Annotated in this window: 21 protein-coding genes; 15 read left to right on the forward strand and 6 right to left on the reverse strand. The window is 70.0% G+C overall.

Annotated features, from left to right (window positions below; all coding sequences use genetic code 11):
• Positions 1-4: 4 nt before the first annotated feature.
• Positions 5-754, reverse strand: a complete 750-nt coding sequence (locus tag ACQBAU_RS06915; protein WP_434551650.1) for a hypothetical protein — start codon at positions 752-754, stop codon at positions 5-7.
• Positions 755-844: 90 nt separating this feature from the next.
• Here ACQBAU_RS06915 and ACQBAU_RS06920 point away from each other — a divergent pair, with 90 nt between their 5' ends.
• Genes ACQBAU_RS06920 through ACQBAU_RS06935 form a run of 4 tightly spaced genes read left to right on the forward strand, consistent with a single transcriptional unit; the run spans position 845 to position 3,494 of the window.
• A complete protein-coding gene (locus ACQBAU_RS06920; protein ID WP_434551651.1) occupies positions 845-1,630 on the forward strand; it encodes an ABC transporter ATP-binding protein in 786 nt (261 codons plus the stop codon).
• A gap of 1 nt (position 1,631) precedes the next feature.
• On the forward strand, positions 1,632-1,883 hold the full coding sequence (locus ACQBAU_RS06925) for an NfeD family protein (protein ID WP_434551652.1): 252 nt from the start codon (positions 1,632-1,634) through the stop codon (positions 1,881-1,883).
• 7 nt (positions 1,884-1,890) lie between these two features.
• On the forward strand, positions 1,891-2,679 hold the full coding sequence (locus ACQBAU_RS06930; RefSeq protein WP_465255742.1) for a sulfite exporter TauE/SafE family protein: 789 nt from the start codon (positions 1,891-1,893) through the stop codon (positions 2,677-2,679).
• Complete coding sequence (locus ACQBAU_RS06935; RefSeq protein WP_465255743.1) at positions 2,676-3,494, forward strand: TrmH family RNA methyltransferase; 819 nt, start codon at positions 2,676-2,678, stop codon at positions 3,492-3,494. Before ACQBAU_RS06930 ends, ACQBAU_RS06935 begins: the two co-directional genes overlap by 4 nt.
• Before the next feature lie 79 nt (positions 3,495-3,573).
• Here the strand turns inward: ACQBAU_RS06935 and def are convergent, their stop codons facing one another.
• Both def and ACQBAU_RS06945 read right to left on the reverse strand, forming a co-directional pair.
• On the reverse strand, positions 3,574-4,191 hold the full coding sequence (gene def / locus ACQBAU_RS06940) for a peptide deformylase (protein WP_434551655.1): 618 nt from the start codon (positions 4,189-4,191) through the stop codon (positions 3,574-3,576).
• Positions 4,188-5,330: a lactonase family protein gene (locus ACQBAU_RS06945; protein ID WP_434551656.1), complete on the reverse strand. Its 1,143-nt coding sequence runs from the start codon at positions 5,328-5,330 to the stop codon at positions 4,188-4,190. Before ACQBAU_RS06945 ends, def begins: the two co-directional genes overlap by 4 nt.
• Positions 5,331-5,412: 82 nt before the next feature.
• On the opposite strand from ACQBAU_RS06945, the gene ACQBAU_RS06950 reads away from it, so the two are divergent.
• Complete coding sequence (locus ACQBAU_RS06950; protein ID WP_465259473.1) at positions 5,413-6,411, forward strand: tyrosine recombinase XerC; 999 nt, start codon at positions 5,413-5,415, stop codon at positions 6,409-6,411.
• 17 nt (positions 6,412-6,428) lie between these two features.
• Here the strand turns inward: ACQBAU_RS06950 and ACQBAU_RS06955 are convergent, their stop codons facing one another.
• Positions 6,429-7,514 carry a M23 family metallopeptidase gene (locus tag ACQBAU_RS06955; RefSeq protein WP_465255744.1) on the reverse strand — a complete coding sequence of 362 codons (1,086 nt, stop codon included), beginning with the start codon at positions 7,512-7,514 and terminating at the stop codon, positions 6,429-6,431.
• A gap of 463 nt (positions 7,515-7,977) precedes the next feature.
• Between ACQBAU_RS06955 and rpsB the strand changes: the two genes are divergently transcribed.
• The 3 genes from rpsB (at position 7,978) to ACQBAU_RS06970 (ending at position 13,395) form a co-directional block, all read left to right on the forward strand.
• Entirely contained in the window at positions 7,978-8,943 is a 966-nt protein-coding gene (rpsB, locus tag ACQBAU_RS06960; RefSeq protein WP_465255745.1) for a 30S ribosomal protein S2, read from the forward strand.
• Positions 8,944-8,982: 39 nt separating this feature from the next.
• Positions 8,983-9,795 carry a translation elongation factor Ts gene (tsf, locus tag ACQBAU_RS06965; protein WP_434551660.1) on the forward strand — a complete coding sequence of 271 codons (813 nt, stop codon included), beginning with the start codon at positions 8,983-8,985 and terminating at the stop codon, positions 9,793-9,795.
• Between the two features lie 282 nt (positions 9,796-10,077).
• The gene (locus ACQBAU_RS06970; RefSeq protein WP_465255746.1) at positions 10,078-13,395 is read left to right on the forward strand and encodes a heparinase II/III domain-containing protein; all 3,318 of its coding nucleotides are present in this window, start codon (positions 10,078-10,080) and stop codon (positions 13,393-13,395) included.
• Between the two features lie 101 nt (positions 13,396-13,496).
• Here the strand turns inward: ACQBAU_RS06970 and ACQBAU_RS06975 are convergent, their stop codons facing one another.
• On the reverse strand, positions 13,497-14,153 hold the full coding sequence (locus tag ACQBAU_RS06975) for a DUF4352 domain-containing protein (RefSeq protein ID WP_465255747.1): 657 nt from the start codon (positions 14,151-14,153) through the stop codon (positions 13,497-13,499).
• A gap of 284 nt (positions 14,154-14,437) precedes the next feature.
• On the opposite strand from ACQBAU_RS06975, the gene pyrH reads away from it, so the two are divergent.
• Genes pyrH through ACQBAU_RS07010 form a run of 7 tightly spaced genes read left to right on the forward strand, consistent with a single transcriptional unit; the run spans position 14,438 to position 20,123 of the window.
• Entirely contained in the window at positions 14,438-15,145 is a 708-nt protein-coding gene (gene pyrH, locus ACQBAU_RS06980) for a UMP kinase (RefSeq protein ID WP_465255748.1), read from the forward strand.
• 49 nt (positions 15,146-15,194) lie between these two features.
• Positions 15,195-15,749, forward strand: coding sequence for a ribosome recycling factor (frr, locus tag ACQBAU_RS06985; RefSeq protein WP_434551537.1), 555 nt, complete (start codon positions 15,195-15,197; stop codon positions 15,747-15,749).
• A complete protein-coding gene (locus tag ACQBAU_RS06990; RefSeq protein WP_465255749.1) occupies positions 15,749-16,708 on the forward strand; it encodes a phosphatidate cytidylyltransferase in 960 nt (319 codons plus the stop codon). Before frr ends, ACQBAU_RS06990 begins: the two co-directional genes overlap by 1 nt.
• 2 nt (positions 16,709-16,710) lie before the next feature.
• Entirely contained in the window at positions 16,711-17,859 is a 1,149-nt protein-coding gene (rlmN, locus tag ACQBAU_RS06995) for a dual-specificity RNA methyltransferase RlmN (protein ID WP_465255750.1), read from the forward strand.
• Positions 17,856-18,833 carry a hypothetical protein gene (locus ACQBAU_RS07000; RefSeq protein WP_465255751.1) on the forward strand — a complete coding sequence of 326 codons (978 nt, stop codon included), beginning with the start codon at positions 17,856-17,858 and terminating at the stop codon, positions 18,831-18,833. Before rlmN ends, ACQBAU_RS07000 begins: the two co-directional genes overlap by 4 nt.
• A gap of 2 nt (positions 18,834-18,835) precedes the next feature.
• Positions 18,836-19,237 carry an MmcQ/YjbR family DNA-binding protein gene (locus ACQBAU_RS07005; protein WP_465255752.1) on the forward strand — a complete coding sequence of 134 codons (402 nt, stop codon included), beginning with the start codon at positions 18,836-18,838 and terminating at the stop codon, positions 19,235-19,237.
• A 19-nt stretch (positions 19,238-19,256) separates the two neighbouring features.
• Positions 19,257-20,123, forward strand: a complete 867-nt coding sequence (locus tag ACQBAU_RS07010; RefSeq protein ID WP_465255753.1) for a hypothetical protein — start codon at positions 19,257-19,259, stop codon at positions 20,121-20,123.
• Here the strand turns inward: ACQBAU_RS07010 and ACQBAU_RS07015 are convergent.
• Entirely contained in the window at positions 20,067-21,179 is a 1,113-nt protein-coding gene (locus ACQBAU_RS07015) for an LOG family protein (RefSeq protein WP_465255754.1), read from the reverse strand. The genes ACQBAU_RS07010 and ACQBAU_RS07015 overlap by 57 nt on opposite strands.
• Between the last annotated feature and the right edge of the window lie 59 nt (positions 21,180-21,238).

A 21,238-nucleotide genomic window follows, 5' to 3' on the forward strand; every position in this document is an offset into this window, starting at 1 on the left:
GAGGTCAGCGCACCGTCGGCGGCGTCGAACACACCGCGCACACCAGGTCGGCCGCGTGGCCGACCAACGGGGTCAGCACCTGCCGACGACGCTGGGTCTCGAACGAGGAGATCGCCGACCCCTCATCGGTCAACGCCACGGTGCATGCGGTGTACAGCCCCAGGCCCCGGTCGAGCGCCCGCTGACGGCGCGGTTCGTACGGCTTCGGCAACCGGACGGTGTGGGCGGTCGGCCGATCGCCGCCGGCGACGTCGAGGGCGCTCAGCTCCGCGGTCGCGCTGAGGACGGCCTCGGCCACCGCCCGTTCCCCCTCCGACACCGTCGTACTGGTTGCCGGGTTGCTCGCGGACAGTGTCGTCCACTGCACCGCGCCACCGACCACCTCGGGCACCAACGCGACCCCCGCCGTGCGGGCCAGCACCCCGGCGCCGGCGGCGATCACCTGCTGGTTCGTCTCCGCCGGACCACGCAACGGTCCCAGGTGTCCGGGCCGGGGGATCGCCAACACCCAGCCCGCCTGCTCGAAGGCGGCCGCCGCCGACAGCGCGGCGGACAACTCGTTGGCGTACAACGGGTCCAGACCCAACAGCCCCGAGCGGTCGACGACGTGGTGGGCGGCGTCCCCGGCGACGATCGTTCGGGCAGCCACGTCCGGGCTCGTGCCGACGGTGTCCGGGCCCGCCCAGCAGGCCGAGTTCAGCCACACGGTGAGGCGTACGGCGGCGAGGACCGGGTCGACGATCGAGACGGGCACGGCCTCACGGTACGCCGGGCGGTGGGGACACGCACGCCGGGCGCCGAGCACACGCGGGCCTCCCGGCGGGGGTCTTGTAGGTTTTGCCCCATGGATGTGATCGAACTGGCCGGAGTGGGCGTCGTCCGTGGTGGGCAGCACCTGCTGGCGGACATCGACTGGCAGGTGGCCGAAGGGGACCGGTGGGTCATCATCGGGCCGAACGGCGCGGGCAAGACGACGCTGCTGCAGGTCGCCTCGGCGATGATCCATCCGACGTCGGGGGTCGCCAGCATCCTGGGGGAGATCCTCGGCATGGTCGACGTGTTCGAGTTGCGACCGCGGATCGGCGTCGCGTCGGCATCCCTGGCCGAACGGATCCCGCGCAGTGAACGTGTCGCCGACGTCGTCGTCTCGGCCGCGTACGCCGTCGTCGGCCGGTGGCGGGAGGAGTACGACAGCCTCGACCACGGTCGGGCCGTGGACCTGCTGGCCCGGCTCCGGGTCGACCACCTCGCCGACCGGACCTTCGGCACCCTCAGCGAGGGTGAGCGGAAGCGGGTCCAGATCGCCCGGGCGCTGATGACCGACCCGGAACTGTTGCTGCTCGACGAGCCGGCTGCCGGTCTCGACCTGACCGGTCGCGAAGCACTCGTCGAGACGCTCAGCGAGTTGGCGCTGGACGAGGAGTCACCGGCCTCGGTCCTGGTCACCCACCACGTGGAGGAGATCCCGGTCGGGATCACCCACGCGCTACTTCTCAAGCAGGGCAGGATCGTGGCGCAGGGGCCACTGTCCGAGACGTTGACCGACGACAACCTGACCGAGACCTTTGACCTGCCGCTCCACGTCAGCGCCGAGGCGGGCCGGTGGACGGCCCGGGTCAAGCGGGACTGAGATGCCGATCCACCTGCAGGACTTCATGGGACAGCACCCGTGGCTGTTGTGGCTGACGATCGCGCCGCTGTTCGTCGCGGCCGAGGTGCTGCGCCCCAACCGGGCCTGGGTGATGTGGGCACCGGCCTGCGTCGTCGGTGGCGCGGTGGCCGCGTTCGCCCCGTCACTGTGGTGGTTGCAACTGCTGTTCGTCGGCGTTGCCGGATCGCTGGCCCTGTTGTGGTTGCGGCCCCGATTGACCACCCCCACATGACCACCCGATGACCGAGTGGTGGCAGATCCTGGCCGTCCTTGTCGCCGGACTGTCCGCCGGATTCCTCAATGCGGTGGTCGGTTCCGGGACCTTGATCACCTTCCCGACGCTGTTGGCGCTCGGTGTACCACCGGTGACGGCGAACATGTCCAACACCGTCGGGTTGGCACCCGGCGGGTTCTCGGCGGTGCTCGCCGGCCGTCGTGACCTGAGTGGCCAACGCCGCCGCGTGATCACCTTGGGTACGGCGTCACTGTTGGGCGGCATCGTCGGGGCCCTGCTGCTGTTGTGGCTGCCGGCCGAGGTGTTCTCGTACGCCGTCCCGCCGCTGATCGCCGTGGGCTGCATCCTGGTCGTGGCACAACCCCATCTGGTGAAGCGGACCGCGGCCCGTCGCAAGACCGGCCGACCGCCGATCATGCCGCCGGTCGTGGCGGCCGCCCTCACCTGGTTGGCCGTCCTCGGCGCCGGGGTCTACGGCGGCTACTTCGGCGCCGCACAAGGGGTGATCGTGATCGGTGTGCTCGGCCTCACACTGCAGGAGACCCTGCCCCGGTTGAACGTGGTGAAGAACGTGCTGACGCTGCTGGTGAACGGGGTGGCGGCGTTGATCTTCATCGCCGTCCGCCCGATCGACTGGCTGATCGCCGGCCTGATCGCCGGCGGCGCGATCATCGGCGCCCAGATCGGTGGCCGTGTCGGCCGCCGGCTGCCGTCGGTGGTGTACCGGTCGATCATCGTCACCGTCGGTGTCGTGGCCATCGGCAACGAGGTCTGGAAGCTGGCCCGCGGATGAGTCGCGAGGTGATCATCACCGACCCGGCCGACGACCGGCTCGGCGACTACGTCGCGCTGCGGGAGAGCAGCCTGCGGCGATCGTTGGAGGCCGAACGGGGGCTGTTCATCGCCGAAGGCGAGAAGGTGATCCGGCGTGCGGTCGAGTCCGGCCACGAGCCGCGGTCGTTCCTGCTGGCCCGGCGTTGGCTGCCCGGTCTGGCCGACGTCCTGGACCGGCACCTGGGCGTCCCGGTGTACGTGGTCACCGAGGAACTGGCCGAACGGGTGACCGGCTTCCACGTCCACCGTGGTGCGTTGGCGTCGATGCATCGCGCCGTCGCTCCCGCGCTGGCTGACCTGCTCGACGTTCCCGGCCGTACCCCACGGTCACGGATCGCGGTGCTGGAGGACCTGGTCGATCACGCCAACGTGGGGGCCTGCTTCCGCTCCGCCGCGGCCCTCGGCGTCGACGCGGTGCTGGTGACACCCAACTGTGCCGACCCGCTCTATCGCCGGTCGATCAAGGTCAGCATGGGTTCGGTCTTCCACGTGCCGTGGACTCGTGTCGACCCCTGGCCGGCCGGGGCCCGGCTGCTGCAGGAGGCCGGCTACGTGGTGGCCGGCATGACCCTGGGCGAGGGAGCGATCACGCTCGACGAGTTGGCTGCCCGGAACCCGCCACGGTTGGCGCTGGTTTTCGGTACGGAGGGTCACGGGCTGGCGGCGTCGACGGATCGGCTGGTCGACCTGCGGGTGACGATCCCCATGATGGGTGGCGTCGACTCGCTCAACGTCGCAGCAGCCTCGGCCGTCGCGTTCTACGCGACGCGGTGAGGCGCCCCGCTCGACGGGGCAGGGACGGATCAGGGCAGGGACGGATCGGGGCAGGGACGGACCGGGTGCGAGCAGCAGCTCATTCGGTGACGCGCGCCGACTCCTCGGCCCCGGCCACCAGGCGCGGCGACACCGGCCAGTCGTCGGGGTAGTTCGGCGCGAGCTTCTCGTGCTGCTGCGAGAGCTTCTTGCGTGACCGGGCACTCAGCCGGTCACCGAACACGGTGCCGTTGAGGTGGTCGGTCTCGTGCTGCAGGCAGCGCGCGAGGATCCCCGTACCGACGATTTCGATGTCATTGCCATCGACGTCCTGGCCACGACAGGTCGCCAGGTCAGGCCGGGGGAGCGGCTGGTAGCCGCCGGGGAACGACAGGCATCCCTCGTCGCTGGCGTCGAGCCGACGGTCCTTGCCCTCGGGCAACGTCACCTCCGGGTTGCAGACGACCCCGACATGGCGGACCTCGTCCTCGTCGGGGCAGTCGTAGACGAACACCGACAGTCCCACCCCGACCTGGGTGGCGGCCAGCCCGACGCCCTCCGCGGCCGCCATCGTGGCGAACATGTCACGGACCAGCGTGCGCAGCTCGTCATCGAAGTCGGTGACTGGCTTGGTGCGCTCGTGCATCACCGGGGTGCCCCAGCGGGTGATCGGCAGCACCGTGCCGCCGGTCGTCAGGTCAGTACTCGTCGAACTCATCGGGCACCCTCCGAGGCGGTGGCTGCGACCATCGCGACACACGCCGGGCTGGCGGTGGCGAACTCGAAGTCCCGCTGCCAGCGCACGGCCGGGTCGGTGTCGCGGACGAAGGTGGTCACCACGTTGTCGACCTGGCAGGCGACCCACATCCGATCGCCGAACACCTTGAGGTCACGCGGCCACTCGCCGCACTCGAACTCGGTCACGTACGTGAGGGTGTCGGCCTCCGCGTCGAGGTCGAACACGGCGATGGTGTCGCAACCACGATTGGCCACCAGCACCTCGGTGCCGTACGCCGCGATGCCCGAGGGGTAGACCCGGTTGTCGGTCATGTTGCGTTCCCGGGTCGTCGAGTCGACCAGCGCCACCTGGTGCCACCCGTCACCGGTCCGACGCCCCACCCACACCTGGGCGGTCAGCTCACACGCCACGACCAGGTGGTCACCGACCCGGACCAGATGGCGGGGCCCACAGCCGGCCGGCAGCTCGATCGGGGCCACCGTACTGACGAAGTGGCCCTCGTCGTCGAGCTGCAGGAAGTGGACGGTGTCACCGCCGAGGTTCACCACCCAGAACCCGTCGCCGTCCCAGACGACCTGGTGGGCGTGCGACATGTCCTGGCGGAGGATGTCTGCCCCGACCTGGTTGAACGTCTTGCTGTCGAGCGGGCCCGACACCGAGCCGTCGTCGGCGACCGCGAAGCTGGCGATGCTGCCGTCGCCGTAGTGGGCCACCACGATGAAGCGGCCGTCCGGGCTGTACGCCAGATGGCAGCCCCCGCGCCCGCCGGTCTCCACGGCGTTGATCAAGGTCAGCTCGCCGGTCTCCAGCGCGACCGCGACTGCGGCCAGATGGCTGCCGCCCTCCTCACTGACCGCATGGACGCGCGGTTGTGACGGGTGGACCTCCACCCAGCTGGGGGAGGCCAGCGGCAGTGGCTCGTTCGCGACCAGGTCGACCGCCTCGGCGTCGGAGGCGTTCCAGCGGTACGACATCAACCCGACGGCGATCCCGTCCATCGACGCGGTGTACCCGCCGACCACGATGGTGCCGCCGGACTCGGTGTCGACACCGGAGTCGACCACGACGACCTCGGGCTGCTCGGTGCCTGCTGCGGCGGCCTCGTTCTCGGAAGACATGGGTATTGGATATCACGGCGTCGCGGCCTGCCGCCGCCCCGACCCGTCACGCGCGGTGAGGGGCGAGGAGCCCCCACCATGGTTGCCACCGACCACGGGGTGGCTGCTTGCCATCGCCGCGGTGGTGATCGATGGTGGCCCCGTGGCCGAGGACACGGGGAAGGGCGAGGGTGAGCTCGCGGAGCCGATGGCTGCCGCGCTGGGTCGCTACGAACGCCACCTCTCGGCCGAGCGGAACCTCAGTGACCACACCGTCCGGGCCTACCTCGGCGACCTGACCCAGCTGGGCGTCCACCTGGCCCGGCTCGGGCATGCCGACTTCGGGGACGCCGGACTGCGTGACCTGCGCAGTTGGCTCGCCAACCAGACCTCGCGTGGCCAACAGCGCAGCACCCTGCAACGCCGGGTGACCGCGGTCCGGGTCTTCTACGCCTGGCTGGCGGCGACCGGGCGAATCGAGTCCGACCCGGCCAGTACCCTCCGGTCGCCGAAGGGTGCGCGCCGGCTCCCGGGCACCGCGGACGCACCGACCGTGGCCCGACTGGTCGGCTCTCCGGCGGAGTCGGCCACCGAGGTGACCCCGGTCGTGCTGCGCGACGTCGCCATGCTGGAGACCTTGTACGCGACGGGCATCCGGGTCTCCGAGCTCTGTGGCCTCGACGTCGACGAACTGGACCGGGCTCGCGGTGCGGTCCGGGTGTTGGGCAAGGGCAACAAGGAGCGCGTCGTCCCGCTCGGCAGGCCGGCGGCGAGTGCCCTGGACGCGTGGTTGGCGGTACGGGGTGAGCTGGCCGGGCCGTCGGCGCGGGGGGCGATGTTCGTGGGGGAGCGCGGGGGTCGGATCGATCCGCGCGTGGTCCGTCGCATCGTGCACCGCGCTGCCCGGGCTGCCGGCGGACCCGACCTGGCACCCCACGGGCTGCGGCACGCCATGGCGACGCACCTGCTCGAGGGCGGTGCTGACCTCCGGGTCGTGCAGGAGGTGCTCGGCCACTCCTCGCTGGCCACCACACAGCTGTACACCCATGTCACCCAGGACCGGCTCCGGACCGCCTTCCAACAGGCCCACCCACGCGCCTGAACGTTCCCGCGGGAACGTCACAGCCACGGCGCGGGATCGGTCAGCCGGTCGTCCACCCAGACCATGAAGTGCAGGTGGCACCCCGTCGACAGTCCGGTCGACCCGACCCGGCCGACCACCTCGCCGACCCGGACCCGCTGGCCGGGACGTACCGCCTGACTGCTGGCGTGGTTGAGGGCACTGCGCACCCGATGGCCCCTGATGTCGCCGTGGTCGATCACGATCCGGTTGCCCAGGGCCGGATGTCGGTCGACGGTGACGACGGTGCCGTCGGCCGGAGCCCAGAGCTCCGACCCGCACGGTGCGCCGAAGTCGATGCCGTCGTGGAGCTTGCGGATCCCGGTGATCGGGTGCACCCGCATGCCGTACGAGGAGGTGACCGCACCCGCGCTCGGCCGGACGAACGTGCCGGATCCGATCGCCCCGGCACGTTCCCGGGCCGCCTTCCTCGCCGCAGCGAGTCGTTGCGCCTCGACCGCCCGGTCCGGAGGCAGCAGCCGTACCGGACCGCGCGGTCGACTGCCCGGATCGACCGAACCGGACGCGAACAGCAGGCCCGGGTCGAGGTACCGGTCGCCGTCGCGCAGCCCGAGGTGCAGGCAGACCCGTTCGGGGCAGTGCGTACCGCGGACCTCGCCGATGGGCTGGCCGAGCCCGACCCGGGCACCGACGGCGACCGTCGGCGCGACCGGGGTGTAGGTGGTCCGGACCCCGCCGTGGTCGACGACCACGACCCCGTTCCCACCGATGCTGCCCGCGAAGCTCACCGTGCCGCCGGCCACGGCCAGCACCGGTTGGCCGGCCGTGGCCGCCAGGTCGAGCCCGCGATTGCCGGCACCCCAGCGCTGGGCAGGCGGCTCGAAGCCGCGCAGGACCTCGGGGTCGGGCGCCAGGGGCCACCCGGCCGGGCTTGGCAGCTCGGGTGTCGCCCAGGCCCGTGGCGCCGGCCCGAGGAACGCACACAGCAGCGCGAGGCACGCCACCACCTCGTACCACCGGCGACGGTGTCGTGGCGGCCCGGCGCGGCCCGGCCGGGTCAGCCGCGGCGGCGCCACATCTGGGCGTTCGCGCTCACCCGACGAGCGCATCTGCGGGAAGGTCATACCCGGACCATGGGGCGCCGGGCCGGTCCCCGTTCACCCGGTTCGCGCGGCTGTGGACAGGGCTTCGCGACGAATCGGGCCCTGTGGACGGCGGCGGAGTACCGAAACGCGGAGATTTCGCGCCCCGGGCCGCGTCGGCGGTCGATCGGCGCGTAATCGCCGTGTTTCGGTACTCCGAGCGGCCCGGGTTCGGATGAAGTCGATCAGATTCGGATTGGCTCACACCCCGTGGCGCGGATAGACTGCGCTCAGCAGTACTCCGGGTCGGCGACGTCGGCCGGGTGGACTGACTTCGCATGTGGCAGTTCGTCGACGCTCGACGACCACCAGACCAACGGTCCCACACCTCGCATCGGCGGGGCTCGGGTGGCGCGGTGGGCCACATCAGGTGGTGTCGAAGGGTTCGGCACCGAAAGAACCGTTCGGTGCGCCGTGCGCATCGACAAGAAGGAAGGTACCGGCCATGGCCGTCGTCACCGCCCGCCAGCTCCTCGAGAGCGGCGTCCACTTCGGGCACCAGACCCGTCGGTGGAACCCCAAGATGAAGCGCTTCATCTTCACCGAGCGCAACGGCATCTACATCATCGACCTGCAGCAGTCGCTGACCTACATCGATCGCGCGTACGCCTTCATCAAGGAGACCGTCGCCCGCGGTGGCCAGCTGCTGTTCGTCGGCACCAAGAAGCAGGGCCAGGAGGCCATCGCCGAGCAGGCGACCCGCGTCGGGATGCCGTACGTGAACCACCGCTGGCTCGGTGGCATGCTCACCAACTTCAACACCATCTCGAAGCGGATCCAGCGCCTCAAGGAGCTCGAGGGCATCGACTTCGACGACGTCGCCGGCTCCGCGCTCACCAAGAAGGAGCTGCTCGGGCTGCGGCGCGAGAAGGACAAGCTCGAGAAGACCCTGGGCGGTATCCGCGACATGTCGCGCGTCCCCGCCGCGGTGTGGATCGTCGACACCAAGAAGGAGCACCTGGCCGTCGACGAGGCGCGCAAGCTGCGGATCCCGATCGTCGGCATCCTGGACACCAACTGTGACCCCGACGAGGTCGACTACGCCGTCCCGGGCAACGACGACGCGATCCGGTCGGTCGCCCTGCTGACGCGTGTGATGGCCGACGCCGTCGCCGACGGTCTGCTCGCCCGCTCGGGTGGCCAGAGCGCCGAGGCCGAGACCGCAGAGCCGATGCCCGACTGGGAGCGCGAGCTGCTGGCCGGCGACAAGGAGAAGGCTGCCGCCCCGGCCACCGCTGCTGCCGCCGCTCCGGCGCCGGCTGCTGAGGCTGCCGCCACCCCGGCTGCCCCCGCCACCGAGGCCCCCGCCACCGAGGCCCCCGCCACCGAGGCCCCGGCGACTCCGGCTGCCCCCGCGACCGAGGCCGCCACCGAGGCTGCTCCGTCCGCCACCGATTCCGACACCAAGTGATCGACTGACCCCACAGCGAGAGAAGAGGAACCTCCTCAGATGGCAGTTACCGCAGCAGACATCAAGAAGCTCCGCGACGCCACGGGCGCGGGCATGATGGACGCCAAGAAGGCACTCACCGAGGCCGACGGCGACTTCGACAAGGCCGTGGAGGCCCTGCGGGTGTCGGGTCAGGCCAAGGCCGCCAAGCGTGGCGCCGAGCGTTCGGCCAGCAATGGTCTGGTCGCCTCGACCGGTGGTGCGCTGATCCAGTTGGGCGCCGAGACCGACTTCGTCGCCAAGAACGACGAGTTCATCGCCCTGTCCGAGAAGGTCGTGGCTGCCGCCGAGCAGGCCAAGGCTGCCGACGTCGAGGCCGTCAACGCGGCCCCGCTCGACGGCGGGACGGTCGCGGACGCGGTCAGCGCCCTGGCTGCCACGATCGGTGAGAAGCTCGAGGTCAGCAACGCGGCCTACTTCGACGGCAAGACCGTCGTGTACCTGCACCGTCGCGCCTCCGACCTGCCGCCGCAGGTCGGCGTGCTCGTCGAGTTCGAGGGCGACGACCAAGAGGCGGCCCGTGCCGCCGCCATGCAGGTCGCCGCGATGCGTCCGCAGTACCTCAGCCGCGACGACGTCCCGGCCGACATCGTGGAGAACGAGCGCCGGATCGCCGAGGCGACCGCCAAGGAGGAGGGCAAGCCCGAGCAGGCCCTGCCCAAGATCATCGAGGGGCGGGTCAACGGCTTCTTCAAGGAGGTCGCCCTGCTGGACCAGCCGTCGGTCACCGACAACAAGACGACCGTCGGCAAGCAGCTGCAGGCCGCCGGGGTCACGGTGAAGCGGTTCGCGCGCTTCGAGGCCGCCGGCTGACCTGGTCACCGCTTGCAGGTCTGAACGCCTGAAGGCTTGAAAGCCTGAACGCCTGAACGTACGACGGGCGCCGTGGGGGACACCCCTGCGGCGCCCGTCGTCGTTCCGGGGTCTTGTGGTTCTGGGGTCGTGTGGTCGCTGTCCGGACGACTGCGGTCACCCTCTTGTCAGTGGAACGGACATCCCATAACGTCGATCGCCGAGCCCGGCATCGACATTCCCCGTCGATGTGGCCACGGGGGCAACTCGGCCGTGGCGGGTGAACTCAACGAGGAGAACTCCATGTACGGTCCCGGCCCCACCGATCCGCAACTGTCCGCGGTCGCCAGCTTCCTTGCCCGCCCGGTCAGCCGACGACGGTTCACCGGCATCGCGCTCGGCGCGGCAGCCGCCGGCGCCACCGTGTCGTGGGCGGGACCGTCGTCGTACGCCCGCGCCGACGGCCCCAACCTGCTCACCAACCCGAGTTTCGACGAGGTCACCGGCTCGACTCCCACCGGCTGGACGGTGGTGTCGGGTGCGGTCAGTTCGGTGACCGACCCCGTGCACAGCACCGGCGGGCGTGCGGTCCGGCTGGACGACCCCGACCCCGAGGGCGGCGTACTGCTGCGCAGCGCCCCGGCACCGGTGGAGGCCGGCCTGCTGTACGAGGCATCGGTGTGGGTGCTGCCGGTCAGCGGGAAGGCAGACCTCTACCTCGAGTTCTGGGATGCCACCGGAGTCAGGATCGCGGTGCAGTTCACCACGAGCAGCGGTACGAGCTGGCAGCAGCTCACGCAGCCGGGGCTGTCACCCGAGGGTGCCGTCACCGCGTCCGTGCTGTGCTACCAGAGCGTCCGGAACGAGGGAGTCGCCGTGTTCGACGATGCGGCGCTGGTGGAGAGCACCGGTGGCGAGATCGAGACCTTCCCCTTGCTGACGCCGGGGCACCCGCGGCTCTACTTCACCGCCGACGAGGTCCCCCGACTCAAGGCCCGGGCCGCCGACACCAGCCCGTTGCTCTCCGGCGGCTCCGGCGCCGAACTGTGGGCCGCGATCGAACAGCAGGCCACGACCCACCTCACCGAGACCTCCTTCACCGTCGGCTACGTCGGTGGCGTCTCGATCACCTACCAGCTGCCGCCGGTGATGCCGGAGCCCCACGACCCGCCGCCCGGCTACAACGGCGCCTATCCGTACTGGACGGCCATGGGCAGCGGCATCCGGTCCCGGCTCGAGGCGATGTCGCTGGCATGGGTGGTGACCGGTGACCAGCGCTACGCCGTCCGGCTCAAGGAGTACCTGCTCGCCCTGGCCGAGTGGCCGACGTGGAGCGACCCGGCGTTCAACCGCCGGGCCTACCTCGACACCGCCCACCTGGTCACCGGGATCGCGTTCGCCTACGACGTGGTGTGCGACGAGTTCACCGCCGAGGAGCGGGCGCGGGTGGTCGCGGCCATCGACGCCAACGGCATGGTCGAGTGCTGGTCGGCGAATCTGACCCCGGCCGACCACAACATCGCCATGTTGCAGGTGGCGGCACTCGGTGCCGCGGCAGCCGCCCTGCACGGGGAGCACGACCAGACCGACAAGTACCTGACCCTGGTGATGCGCAACTTCGCCTGGTACCTGGAGCAGCGCCGCACCACCGGCGACCAGGAAGGCTTCCTGTACACGAGTTTCTCGATGGACAACATCCTCGTCGCCGCCGACCAGATCGCCCGGGTCACCGGTGTCGAAGGCCTGCTGGCCGACCCGTACGTGTCGGAGGCCAATGCCGACGGCGGACCCAACCTCGTGCACTGGATGTTGGCCGGACTCGTACCGGGTGGTTCCGCCCTGGCGCCGATCTCCGACTCCGCGGCCACGCGCTACTTCCCTGTCACCAGTGAGGTGCTGGCCGGACGGGACGGTGGCGAGCACGCGGCCTGGTACCTCAAGCAGGGGTCGTCGACCGCCAGTGTCACCAACCGGTTCCTGTACGGCAGTCCCGATGCCGAGGTCGAAGCCCCCGACCTCCCGTTGCAGGGCGTGGACGCGGCCTCCGGATGGGCCCACGCGCGATCCGGGTGGACGGCGCAGGACACGTTGATGATCATGGTCGGCAACGACTCCCAGGTCGGTCACAACCACTACGACCAGAACACGATCCTGCTGGGCACCAACAACCAGTGGATCATGTCCGACCCGGGTTACCGCGACTACATCCCCGGGCCCGGCAACGTGTTCACCGTCTCCGACGGCCACACCGGGATCACCGTCGACGGGAAGACCCAGGACAGGCTCGGCGGCAGCGTGATGACCAGTGGGGTGCAGTCCGACGGCGCCAGCTACTTCACCAGCGACGCGACCGCCGCGTACGCCGGACTCGGCATGTCGAAGGTGGTCCGGCGCGTCGTCGCCCTGCCGGAACAGTACTTCTACGTGCTCGACGAACTGGAGGCTCCCCAGGCCCACAGCTACGGCTGGCAGATGTTCAACGGGAACGGGGCCACCCATGCCGTGGACGGACGTGCCCTGGCGATCGGCGGCTCCGACACCGGGTCGGCCATCTCGCTGCGGACCTCCCAGGCCCAGTTGGTGGTCAGCTTCGCCGGGGACGACCACACGTTCGCCCTGGCCAACTACGATGGCGCCGCCACCTACGGTCCGCTCACGACGGTGACCAACGGTCCGGCCGCCACCACGGGGACCTTCGCGGCGGTGCTGCAGGCCGCACCGTACGACCTTCCCGGGATCACCCAGGCCGAGGCAATGCTCGACCGGGCCACCAGCAGCGAGGGTGTCGGGACGAAGGTGCTCGGGATCGGTGGGGCGAGCCTGGTGTTCCTGCGCAGTGTCGAGGCGGGGCACTTCGTCAGCTTCCCGTTCGCCGTGGACACCGCCGGCAACCACGACATCCGTGTCTGGCTGGGCATGTCGCCTGCCTACGGCACGGTGCAGGTGTCGGTCGACGGCACCGACGTGGGCGAGCCGTACGACTGCTGGACGACCGCCTCGTCCGCGCTCACCGAGGCGATCGACCTCGGCTCGGTCGACCTGTCGAGCGGGGAGCACACGATCACCTTCACCGCCGTGGCGAAGAATCCGTCCTCGTCCGGTTGGTTCCTGTCGGTCGACGCGTGGCAGGTCACGCCGACCGGCGAGCCGGTCGAAGCACCGCTGATCGAGCCGGTCGGGCTGACGGACCTGGTCGCCGCCAATGGCCGAGGGGCACGCATCACCCGCGGTGATGTCACCGACGTGATCGGGATCCGGCTCGCCGGTACCGCGGCACTTGACCTCGGTGGGGTCCGCACCGATGGCGACCAGTTCCTGGTCAGCACCGGTGACGACGGGTCCATCGAGCGGATCGCACTGTCGACGGGGACGTCACTGACCGTCGGGGGACGCGTGCTGGTGGCGGCCGGTGACGTGATCGACCTGGGCGTCCGGTACGCCGAGGACGGTGCCGCGACCGTACAGCTCCGGGCCACGGCCGCCACCACGGTCCGGGTGCACCAGGCCCGTCCGGCGTCGGTCGAGCTCAATGGTGAACGGGTACGCGGCCGGGTGGACGGCCGCGGCCGGACGGTCGAGGTCGCCGTACCGGCGGGGGAGTCGAGACTCAGCTGGGGCTGACCGCACGCCCGTCGAGCTTGTCGAGACGCCCCGGACGTGCTGGGGCCCCTCGACAAGCTCGCGGAGCGTGATCGGACAAGCTCGCGGAGCGGGGTCGAGCGTCAGGTCAGATCGACCTTGGCGGCGGTCTCGAGGAAGCCGCCCTGGCACAGGGCCAACACCGGGGTCACGCCTTCGGGAATGTCGAAGTACGCAATTCCGGCGATCGAGTTCCCGGGATTCACCTGCTCGTAGAAGATGGTGTCCTCCACCATCACCAACGTGTCGTCCGAAGCGGCGTACTCGATCTCGTCGGCGTCGATCAACTTGATCGCCGACTGGTCGACGGTGGCCTCCTGCTTGCCGACATTCTTGATCGTGACGTCGACCTTGCAGAACTGGCCCTGCGGCTCGACCTCCGAGCCGGTCACGTCCTTCACCGTCACCCCGCACTCGAGGCTGCTGAGGGTGAACTCGAGTGAGCCCGACACCACCGCGGTGCCGAGCTTCGGCAACGACTCCTCCGCCGAGCCGTTGCCGACGCCCTGCCGGCCCTCCTCGGCGACGGTGCCGCCGCCGGTGGACAGCGCCACCGCCATCACGATCCCGACCACCAGCACCACCGCGACCAGGCCGAGGCAGCCGATCAGGAAGCAACCCGGCTTCTTCTTCGCCGGCTGGGGCGGCGGGGCACCCGGGTGGGGCGGCTGGCCGTACGACGGCCCGTACTGGGGACCGCCGTTGGTCGGACCGTTGGGGGGATGAGGTGCATTGGACATGAGTGACTCCGTTCGAGAACACAGGGGGTTGGTGGAAATCTGCGGCGAACCATCGGTGATCCGCACACAAGAAAGGATGACGACGGGGTCTGACAGAATTGGCCGGTCGGCGGCGTGGCGGCTTGCATTCGCCCCGGCAGCCGATCGCCGGGGGCGCGGCTCGGGGAGTCGCCTGGCCGGGCCCAACGAGTTGGTCGGTCCTGCCGCGTCGCGCCACCGGCCCGGATGGCTCCCGGTAGAGTGACCCGGACGTCCACCCGCCGCCACAACCCACGAGGAGTCCCATGCCCGGATACAAGCGCGTTCTGCTCAAGCTCTCCGGTGAGGCATTCGGCGGCGGCCGGGTCGGGGTCGACCCCGACATCGTGGCCAGCATCAGCACCGAGGTGGCCAAGGCGGCGAACTCGGGGGTGCAGATCGCGGTCGTCGTCGGTGGCGGCAACTTCTTCCGCGGCGCAGAACTCTCCCAACGCGGCATGGACCGCGACCGTGCCGACTACATGGGCATGTTGGGCACCGTGATGAACTGCCTCGCGCTGCAGGACTTCTGCGAGAAGGCGGGCATCGCGACCCGCGTGCAGACCGCCATCACGATGGGGCAGGTCGCCGAGCCCTACATCCCACGTCGTGCCGAGCGGCACCTGGAGAAGGGGCGCGTGGTGATCTTCGGTGCCGGCTCGGGGATGCCGTACTTCTCCACCGACACCGTCGCCGCCCAGCGGGCGCTCGAGATCGGTGCCGAGGTGTTGCTGATCGCCAAGCAGGGCGCCGACGGGGTGTACGACTCCGACCCCAACAAGAACCCGGACGCGAAGCTGTTCGACCGCATCAGCTACGACGAGTTCCTGGCCCGCGACCTCAAGGTTGCCGACGCGACCGCGATCAGCCTGGCCCGGGACAACAAGCTGCCGATCGTGTTCTTCAACCTCGACGACCACGCCAACATCGCCCGCGTGGTCGCGGGTGAGAAGATCGGTACGACGGTTCCGTGATCGTGCCGCAGCCGGGACCGACTGACCTGCAACGAAAGGGAGCACTGTGATCTCCGACCACATGGACGAGGCCGAAATCAAGATGGACGACGCCGTCGAGTACGCCAAGGAGGAGTTCGCGGCGATTCGGACCGGCCGGGCCCACCCGGCGATGTTCTCCAAGCTGACGGCCGACTACTACGGGGCCCAGACCCCGCTGCAGCAGCTGGCCACCTTCCAGGTGCCCGAGGCCCGGATGGTGCTGATCACACCGTTCGACAAGTCGTCGATGAACGCCATCGAGAAGGCGATCCGCGACTCCGACCTGGGCGTCAACCCGGCCAACGACGGCAACGTGATCCGGATCGTGCTGCCGCAGCTCACCGAGGATCGCCGCAAGGAGTACATCAAGCTCGCCCGCACCAAGGCCGAGGACGCCCGCATCTCCATCCGCAACGCGCGTCGACAGGCCAAGGAGGCCATCGACAAGCTGGTCAAGGACTCCGAGGTCGGTGAGGACGAGGCCGCACGGGCGGAGAAGGCGCTGGACGCGTTGACCCGCAAGCACACCGACGTGATCGACGAGGTCCTCAAGGGCAAGGAAGCCGAACTCCTCGAGGTCTGATGTCCAGCGACGCAACGCCACCGAGTCACGACCCGGGCCCGCCGACCGAGTCCGACACCGGATTCGAGCCGGAGAACGTGCTGGCACCCGAGGTCCACACCCCACCGACCGACAAGGGGTACGGCCGCGCCGGACGCAACCTGCCGGTCGCCATCGCCGTCGGGGTGGGCCTTGGCGCGGCCGTGGTGTTCAGCCTCTGGCTGTTCCACTGGGGCTTCGTCGCGCTGGTCGCCGCCGGCCTCTCGCTGGCGGCCCTCGAGCTCCACAACGCGCTCGGTCGGCTCGGTGTCCGTACCGCCATCGTGCCGATCGTCGTCGGGACCGTGGTGATGGTCGGCGCCTCGTACGCCGCCGGGCTGGCCGACTCGCCGCGGCTGCCGGCGAACCTGATCATGCTGTCGGTGCTGGCGTTCATGGTGATCATAGCGTTGCTGTGGCGGATGAGACGTGGCCCCGACGGGTTCGTCCGTGATGCCTCGGGCAGCCTGTTCATCATCGGGTACGTACCGCTGCTCGGCTCGTTCGTCGGGTTGCTGTTGTCGGGGGACAACGGGGTCGCGCGGGTGGTCACGTTCATCGCGGCCGTGGTCTTCAGCGACATCGGCGGCTACGTGGCGGGGGTGCTGTTCGGCAAGCATCCGATGGCCCCGGTGATCAGCCCCAAGAAGTCGTGGGAGGGTTTCGCCGGCTCGATCGTGTTCTCGGTCGGCGCATCGGTGCTGCTGAGCATTTTCGTGCTCGGGGTACCGTGGTGGGTCGGCATCATCATCGGTGTGGTCCTGGTCGGCGTGGGCACCTGCGGCGATCTCGTCGAGTCGCTGGTGAAACGTGACGTCGGCATCAAGGACATGAGTTCGTTCCTGCCCGGACACGGCGGCGTGATGGACCGCATCGACTCGTTGCTGCTGGCCGCACCGGCCGCCTGGCTGGTGATGTACATCTTGGTCCCGGGAGGGTGATCGTGGGAGCCGACATCGAGTCCGGCAGGGCACTACCGCTCGTCTTCGAGGCCCCCCGCAAGGGCAAGCCCCCCAAGCACTGGGCCGACCTCGAGCCCGCCGACCGCAAGGAGGCCGTGGTCGCGGCCGGACTTCCCGGCTACCGGGCAGCCCAGTTGTCGAAGCACTGGTTCGAACGACTCAGCCACGACCCGGACGAGTGGACCGACCTGCCCGCCGACCTCCGCGCCGCGGTGGCCGAGCAGTTCTTCCCGCTCCTGCTCAACACGGTGAGCGAGAAGACCACCGACAACGGCGACACCATCAAGACCCTGTGGAAGCTGCACGACGGCGCACTCGTCGAGAGCGTGCTGATGCAGTACCCGGGCCGGACGACCATGTGTGTCTCCTCCCAGGCCGGCTGCGGCATGGCGTGCCCGTTCTGCGCCACCGGACAGGGTGGGCTGCAGCGCAACATGAGCACCGCCGAGATCGTCGCCCAGGTCGCCGACGGGATGCGTCGGATGCGTGCCGACGGCGCCGGTCGCGTCGGCAACGTCGTGTTCATGGGGATGGGGGAGCCGCTCGCCAACTACAAGGCGGTGGTCGGCGCCGTCCGGTCCATGATCACCCCCAACCCGGACGGGCTCGGGATGAGTGCCCGCGGCATCACCGTGTCCACCGTCGGCCTGGTGCCGGCCATGCACAAGCTCGCCGAAGAACAGCTGCCCGTCACGCTTGCGCTGTCGCTGCACGCCCCCGACGACGAACTCCGTGACGAACTCGTGCCGATCAACAACCGGTGGAAGGTCGACGAGGCGGTCGACGCTGCCTGGGAGTACGCCCGCAAGACCCGCCGCCGGGTGTCGATCGAATACATCCTGATCAAGGACATGAACGACCAGGCGTTCCGCGCCGACCTGCTCGCCGACGTGCTGCTGCGCCGTGGCGACTGGGGGTGGGTGCACGTCAACCTGATCCCGCTCAACCCGACCCCGGGGTCGAAGTGGGATGCCTCACGGCCGGAGGTCCAGCGTGAGTTCGTCCGGCGCCTCGAGGCGCGCGGTGTGCCGGTGACCGTCCGCGATACCCGTGGCCAGGAGATCGACGGGGCGTGCGGCCAACTCGCCGCCAGCGAGGAGGACGTCGTCGCGGCGAGGTCCGGCGGGTGAGCGGTCCGGCGGTGCTGGAGTGGAACCGGAGCGTGGCACGTTGCCTGTGGACCGGCGTGCTCGGCCTCCTCGGCCTCGCAGCGGTGATCGCCGGCTGGGCCGTCCTCACCTTCACCGGGAGCTGGTCGGGCCTGGCCGTGCTGGCTGTCGGCCTGCTGGTCTTCGGGCTGAGTGAGCTGTGGGCCAGACGGTTCCGGCAGGTGACGACGCGTGGTCTCCGGTGGCAACGCTCCCTGCACACCGACGAGTTCGACTGGGGTGCGGTCGGATTCTCCACGCAGGCACCCCCGGAGGCCGCCCACGATGCCCCGGATCGCATTCTCGTCCATGGCGCCTCCGGTGTCGTGACCTGGCCCCACCCGGTCAAGCACCAGGACTGCGTCGTGACGGTGGGGTGGTGGCAGCGAGCCCAGCACGAGTTCCGGCACGGGGAGTTCCGCGCCTTTCCCGGCCTACGACCGAACCTGCCACATCCGTACCGCTCGGCCGACCGGATGCACAACCTCGGTCGCCGTTGGTGGCAAGGGATTCTGGGCGTGATCATGGTGTTGACCACGCTGGCCTGCCTGATGGCGATGATCACCCGGACCACGGAGCCGACGTGGCTGGTCGGCTGGGCCATCGCCGCCCTCGCGGCGTTGGCCGGGGCGTGGGTGTCGCTGCGCAATGCGACGTCCTCGGTCCGGCTCGAGCCCCACCAGGTGGAGCACCGTCGGTGGTTCGCCCGGCGCACGATCCCGTGGGAGGCCGTGGCCGGCTGCTACGTGGCGACGCGGCCCCGGGTCGTGGGACTCGGCGCACTCACGGTGGTGTTCGCCATCATCTCGTTCTTCGACAGCGGGGATGCCGAGGGCCCCGACCACAAGAACGTGCCGACCCTGCTGTTGCGCGACGGTACGGCCTTCCCGCTCACCGCCCTCGCCAGTCGCTCCGGGACCCGGGTGCATCGGTTCGCCCAGGAGGTGCTCAACTGATCATGGCCCATCCATCGAGGTTCGACGAGGACGACCCGTACCTGGCGCATCTCCGCGAGATCTGCCTGGCCCTGCCGTCGGCTGCGGAGAAGGTCTCACACGGACACCCCAACTTCTACACCCGCAAGGTGTTCGCGGTGTTCGGCGGCATGGTGAAGGGTGATCATCACTCCGACACCTACGCCCAGTCGGTGCTGGTGCTGCCCGACCCCGATGAACATGCGGCACTGCTGACCGACACGGAGCGGTTCTACCTGCCCGCCTACTACGGTCCGTCCGGATGGGTCGGGTACGACTTCCGCGCCGGCGAGGTCGACTGGGACGAGGTCGCCGAACTGGTGGACGCCTCGTACCGCAACACCGCCTCCCGGACCCTCGTCCGGCAACTCGACGCCGGGGTGTGACGTGGCGCAGGGGTGGGACGTGGCCTCGCCCGTGGCTGCCGACCGGACACTCCAGGTGTCCACCGGCTACTACCAACAGTTCGATGCTGACCTGTCCGCCGAGGTGCCCGGTGAAGGGTACGGGGGCTGGCAGACCGCCGAGCTGCCGCTGAGCCTCGACCACACCGCTGTGGTGGTGATGCACGCGTGGGACTGCGGCTCACCGGAGGACCACCCCGGGTGGTTCCGGGCGGTGGAGTACCTGCCCCGCTCCTACGAGATCGCCAGGACCGTGCTGCCGCCACTGCTGGCCGCCGCCCGCGGGGCCGGGTTGCCGGTGGTGCACGTGGTGGCCGGCCGGGACTACTGGTCGCACCTGCCGGGTGCGCTCGGCGACGGCACCGCTGACCCGGCGCCGGACCGGATACCGACCGATCCGGTCCACCGCGAACTCGCCACGTTCCGTACCCACAAGGTGTTCCCCGGGGACCACAACCGCGCCGACATCGACCGTGGCCGACCGACGGTGGACTTCCTGCCCGCCGCCCGTCCGGTCGGGGACGAGGCGATCGCGGCGACCTCGACCGACCTGATCGCCCACTGCCGGGCGCAGGGGATCAACCACCTGCTGTACACCGGATTCGCGATCGACGCCTGCCTGCAGACCTCACCCGGTGGCATGGTCGACATGTCCCGGGCCGGAGTGATGTGCTCGGCCGTCCGACAGGCCACCACTGCGGTCGAGCACGCCGAGACCGCCCGTGATCAACTCGCCAAGCAGATCGGGTTGATCAAGGTCGCCGTGCACTACGGCTTCGTCTACGACGCCGACGCGTTGATCACCGCACTGTCATCCGAGCAGGATGTCGGCGGCCTCACCCACCTGATCGACCAGGTGGATCCGTGACCCCATCTCGCGATCGCGGCCCAACGCCTGCAACAGCGGCCACACCGGCAGTCGTTCGGTCCAGTGCTCCCGCCCGACCAGCACCAGCGGGGCGATGTCGGCCGGGTCGGCGGCGTAGTAGTTCTCGGTGACCGCCTGGAACACCTCCTGTACGGTTCCGGCGGCGCCGGGCAGGTAGACGATGCCGCCACGGCAGCGGGCCAGCAGGGTGTCCTCGCGCAGGGCGTTGGTGAAGTACTTGGCGATCTCGGTGGCGAACGCATTCGGCGGCTCGTGCCCGTAGAACCAGGTCGGGATGCCGATGCTGTGGCCCGCCCGACCGGGGATCCAGCGACGCCGCACGTCCATCGCGGCCGCCGCCCACGGATCGAGCCCGGCGTGGAAGTCCGGAGCGGTCGCCAGCATCGCGAGCGCCTCGGTCACCACCTCCTCGGCCGACGAGGCGACGTGGCCGGACAGGTAGGCACCCAGGTTCGCCGCCTCCATCGCGCCGGGGCCGCCGCCGGTCAGCACCGTTCGACCGGCCGTGGTCAGCTGGCAGCCCAGCCGGACCGCGTCGGCATAGCCGGGCGAGTCCCGCAGCAGTGCGTGGCCACCCATCACCCCGACGACCCTCTCCCGCGGGACGTGCTGGGTCGCCTCGTCCAGGGCATCGGTGATCGCATGGTCGTGCAGCGCGATCGCGAGCGTGCTGCGCAGGTCGTGGTGGCGGTGGGCCTGCTGCGACCACGCGTACACCGCAGCGTCCATCCCGTCGCCGTAGTGTCCCGGCCCGTACAACTCCTCGGGGGTGTACAGGTCCGCCCGGTACGGGTCGAACGGCACCGCCGGCAGGCTGGGGAAGACGAACGCATCGCGAGCGGTGAGTTCGGCGGCCTGTCCCGGGGCGAAGGTGCAGCCCAGGAAGATCGCGCCCTGGACCTCAGCGGCCGCCAGCACCTCCTGCCGCTCACTCAGGTCGACCGACTGGATGAGCCAGCCGTGCAGGTTGGTGGTGCGTCCGATCGCCGCGTCGAAGTGCGCCAGCGACTCGATCTCGGTGGTCCGGGGGCTCATCGAGCTCCTCTCCACAGGTCGGCGTCCCACAACACCGTCACGATCGTCACGGTACGACC

It is taken from the genome of Carbonicoccus niuqiaonis (assembly GCF_050157065.1).
Taxonomy (GTDB): domain Bacteria; phylum Actinomycetota; class Actinomycetes; order Propionibacteriales; family Propionibacteriaceae; genus Avipropionibacterium.

Bases quoted from the DNA above. Each gene is read 5' to 3' on its own strand.
- ACQBAU_RS06920 (WP_434551651.1), top strand. From the start codon at position 845: ATGGATGTGATCGAACTGGCCGGAGTGGGCGTCGTCCGTGGTGGGCAG.
- ACQBAU_RS06925 (WP_434551652.1), top strand. From the start codon at position 1,632: ATGCCGATCCACCTGCAGGACTTCATGGGACAGCACCCGTGGCTGTTG.
- ACQBAU_RS06930 (WP_465255742.1), top strand. From the start codon at position 1,891: ATGACCGAGTGGTGGCAGATCCTGGCCGTCCTTGTCGCCGGACTGTCC.
- ACQBAU_RS06935 (WP_465255743.1), top strand. From the start codon at position 2,676: ATGAGTCGCGAGGTGATCATCACCGACCCGGCCGACGACCGGCTCGGC.
- def (WP_434551655.1), bottom strand. From the start codon at position 4,191: ATGAGTTCGACGAGTACTGACCTGACGACCGGCGGCACGGTGCTGCCG.
- ACQBAU_RS06945 (WP_434551656.1), bottom strand. From the start codon at position 5,330: ATGTCTTCCGAGAACGAGGCCGCCGCAGCAGGCACCGAGCAGCCCGAG.
- ACQBAU_RS06955 (WP_465255744.1), bottom strand. From the start codon at position 7,514: ATGACCTTCCCGCAGATGCGCTCGTCGGGTGAGCGCGAACGCCCAGAT.
- rpsB (WP_465255745.1), top strand. From the start codon at position 7,978: ATGGCCGTCGTCACCGCCCGCCAGCTCCTCGAGAGCGGCGTCCACTTC.
- tsf (WP_434551660.1), top strand. From the start codon at position 8,983: ATGGCAGTTACCGCAGCAGACATCAAGAAGCTCCGCGACGCCACGGGC.
- ACQBAU_RS06970 (WP_465255746.1), top strand. From the start codon at position 10,078: ATGTACGGTCCCGGCCCCACCGATCCGCAACTGTCCGCGGTCGCCAGC.
- ACQBAU_RS06975 (WP_465255747.1), bottom strand. From the start codon at position 14,153: ATGTCCAATGCACCTCATCCCCCCAACGGTCCGACCAACGGCGGTCCC.
- pyrH (WP_465255748.1), top strand. From the start codon at position 14,438: ATGCCCGGATACAAGCGCGTTCTGCTCAAGCTCTCCGGTGAGGCATTC.
- ACQBAU_RS06990 (WP_465255749.1), top strand. From the start codon at position 15,749: ATGTCCAGCGACGCAACGCCACCGAGTCACGACCCGGGCCCGCCGACC.
- ACQBAU_RS07005 (WP_465255752.1), top strand. From the start codon at position 18,836: ATGGCCCATCCATCGAGGTTCGACGAGGACGACCCGTACCTGGCGCAT.
- ACQBAU_RS07015 (WP_465255754.1), bottom strand. From the start codon at position 21,179: ATGAGCCCCCGGACCACCGAGATCGAGTCGCTGGCGCACTTCGACGCG.